The sequence below is a fragment of the Sphingopyxis sp. genome (assembly GCF_035250425.1).
Taxonomy (GTDB): domain Bacteria; phylum Pseudomonadota; class Alphaproteobacteria; order Sphingomonadales; family Sphingomonadaceae; genus Sphingopyxis.
The window spans coordinates 1-2,886 of sequence record NZ_DATFFD010000213.1 but is presented as its reverse complement, the minus strand read 5'-3'; the positions used below and the strand labels follow the sequence as shown (position 1 = coordinate 2,886).

At 65.0% G+C, this 2,886-nt stretch carries 2 protein-coding genes and 1 pseudogene; 2 read left to right on the top strand and 1 reads right to left on the bottom strand.

What is annotated here, in order from left to right:
- Positions 1–280 (bottom strand): annotated as a pseudogene (locus VJ811_RS12675) (glucose-6-phosphate dehydrogenase); the annotation flags it as partial.
- 202 nt (positions 281–482) lie between these two features.
- Between VJ811_RS12675 and glpD the strand changes: the two are divergent.
- A complete protein-coding gene (gene glpD, locus VJ811_RS12670; RefSeq protein WP_324072856.1) occupies positions 483–2,012 on the top strand; it encodes a glycerol-3-phosphate dehydrogenase in 1,530 nt (509 codons plus the stop codon).
- Between the two features lie 196 nt (positions 2,013–2,208).
- Positions 2,209–2,733 carry a PilZ domain-containing protein gene (locus VJ811_RS12665; RefSeq protein WP_324072855.1) on the top strand — a complete coding sequence of 175 codons (525 nt, stop codon included), beginning with the start codon at positions 2,209–2,211 and terminating at the stop codon, positions 2,731–2,733.
- Positions 2,734–2,886: the final 153 nt, after the last annotated feature.

Genomic DNA, 2,886 nt, shown 5'->3' with positions numbered 1-2,886 from the left:
TGCCCGCGCCGGCATCGATCGCGCAATAATCGATGCGGTCGAGGAAGGCGGCGACACCCGCATCCTCGATACGGTCGGCGGGAAGATGCTCGGTGAGCGCCGCGCGCACCTGCGCTTGAAACGCCGCGCGGTCCATCTGCGAACGCCCCGACCCGATGATCGTCAGCGTATCGGCAAGCAGCCCGTCGAGGTGGAGGTTGTAGAGCGAGGGAAAGAGCATGCGCTGCGCCAGGTCGCCCGTCGCGCCGAACAGCACCAATGTTTCGACTTTCACGCTCACAAAAATCCCCTTGGATATCCGCTTTCAGAAATGGAGGAGCCGCCGCATGATTGCAACGCGCATACGTAGGCCAGCGATGACGCTATCCGGCAACCGGATGAAAGGTTCTTGATTTCTTCGTCATGCTGAACTTGTTTGAGGGTGACGATGTTTGGGAGGGATGGATTCCATTTCCCGTCGAACCGTCTTAAAGCCTCCCCTCATGCCCGACAGTGCCCTTCCCTATGATGTCATCGTCGTCGGCGGCGGCGTCAACGGCGCGGGGGTTGCGCGCGACGCCGCGGGACGCGGCGCGCGCGTGCTGCTGCTCGAAGCGGGCGACCTGGCGCAGGGCACCAGTTCGGCGTCGACGAAGCTGATCCACGGCGGACTGCGCTATCTTGAACATTATGAGTTCGGCCTGGTGCGCGAAGCGCTGAAGGAACGCGAGATTTTGTGGGGAATCGCGCCGCACATCATTCGCCCGCTGCGCTTCGTCCTCCCCTATCGCGACGGCCTTCGCCCGCGCTGGCTGCTGCGGCTCGGCCTCTTTCTCTATGACCATATCGGCGGGCGGAAAAAGCTGCCCGCGACGCGCTCGATCGATCTCACCCGTCATGCCGCGGGCAAAGCGCTGCAACCGCAATATGTCCACGGTTTCGAATATTCGGACGGCTGGGCCGATGATGCGCGGCTGGTCGCGCTCAACGCGCGCGACGCCGCGACACGCGGCGCCCGCGTGCGGACACGAACGCGCGCCGAAATGCTGCGCTGCGAGGACGGCCTGTGGGTCGTCGACGCGCGCGACGACCAAGGGCGCCAATATCGCTTCACCGGCCGCAGCGTCGTGAATGCCGCGGGGCCGGCAGTGCTCGACCTGCTGCGCCGCGCCGATGCCGAGCCCGACCACCAGATGCGGCTGGTGCGCGGGTCGCATATCGTCGTGCGCAAGCTGTTCGAGCACGACTATGCCTATTTCTTCCAGCTTCCCGACGGGCGCATCTTCTTTGCCATCCCCTATGAGCGCGATTTCACGCTGATCGGGACGACCGATCAGGATCATGACGGGCCGGCGAGCGCGGCGAAGGCGAGCGACGAGGAAATCGCCTATCTGTGCGAAGGCGCCAGCCTCTATTTCCGTGAACCCATCACTCCCGCCGACGTCGTCTGGACCTATTCGGGCGTGCGGCCGCTGATCGAGGATGGATCGGGCCGCCCCGAGGCCGCGACGCGCGGCTATCGCATCGACCTCGATTTGGCGGAAGGCGCGCCGCTGCTCACCATCTATGGCGGCAAGATCACCAGTTATCGCCGCGTTGCCGAAGCGGTGGTCGACGAGCTTGCGGGTCATATCCCCGCGCTGTCCGGCAAGCATTGGACGGCGAAGGCACCCCTGCCCGGCGGCGATTTCCCCACCGACGGCGCCGCCGCGCTGAAAGCCGAGTATAAGCTTGCCTATCCCTTTCTCACCAACGCGACGGTCGACCGCATCACCCGCGCCTATGGAACCGACGCGCGGGTGTGGCTGGACGAAGCCGAGGATTGGGACGCGCTCGGCGGCGAGATCGCGCACGGGCTCAGCGCCGCCGAGGTGCAGTGGATGGTGGACCGCGAATGGGCACGCACGACCGACGACATCTTGTGGCGGCGGAGCAAGCTCGGACTGCACTTCACCGACGATGAGGTCGCGAAGCTCGCCGCCGGGCTCGAAGCCAAACGCCCGCTCTCGCAGCCTTGGAGTGATTTCGAGTGAAATGGAACATTTCACGGCTTGGAAATCAGGGAAAAACAAGAATCTAGAGTGCCGGTTTTGATTCCCGGCGCGCAGGGCGCGCCCCCTGCTCCGCACCCCGCTCGCGCAACTCTTGGGCGGCGAGCGCACGCGGGCCGCGCCATCTTTCGGCGCGCGCGCTAACCTTCTTTTAACCAGCGCCCCGCAACAACCGCTTATGCCTATTTTCGGACATTTTCTGCCATCGGCGCCCGGCGCCGAAAAACGTTTCGACGCGCGCCGAAAACTCAGCCTTCTGGCCTCGGGCTTGCGGCATGACGGCACGGGGCTTGAAGTCCAGATTCACAACATCTCGGGGACGGGCCTGCTGCTCGAAAGCGACGTCAAACTGGCGGCCGGCGACCGGATCGAGATCGAGCTTCCGCACGCCGGCGACATAACGGCGGTCGTCATCTGGGCAAGCGGCCGCCTCTTTGGATGCCAGTTCGAAGGCCCGGTATCGCCCGCGACGCTGAGCGCCGTCGAACTCAAAAGCGCCGTCGCCCCGGCGCCCGAGCTGGCGGAGGCGGTGGACCCTGCGCCCGGCGCCGACGAAGACCGGGCGGCACCGGGGATCGACGAAGCGCCCGGCGAGCCCGGAGATCCCGGGACATTGCTGGAGCTGATCGATCGCAGCCGCGAACAGATCGCGCTCGCCGCCGGCATCAGCGCCGACAAGGTGCGGATCATCGTCGAATTCTAGCCAGGGAAAAATCTAGGGTCAGGACCCATTAATTGCACGATCGAGGCGTCGAAATGGCGAAGATATTGGGTTCGGGTGGCCGCAGCGGGTAGCATCGCTACCCGCAAGGTCGCGCGGACCCAAGATCGAAGCCATTTCGACGTCCCTTCGGGA

Coding starts and splice junctions, on each gene's coding strand:
- glpD (WP_324072856.1), top strand. CDS start 483: ATGCCCGACAGTGCCCTTCCCTATGATGTCATCGTCGTCGGCGGCGGC.
- VJ811_RS12665 (WP_324072855.1), top strand. CDS start 2,209: ATGCCTATTTTCGGACATTTTCTGCCATCGGCGCCCGGCGCCGAAAAA.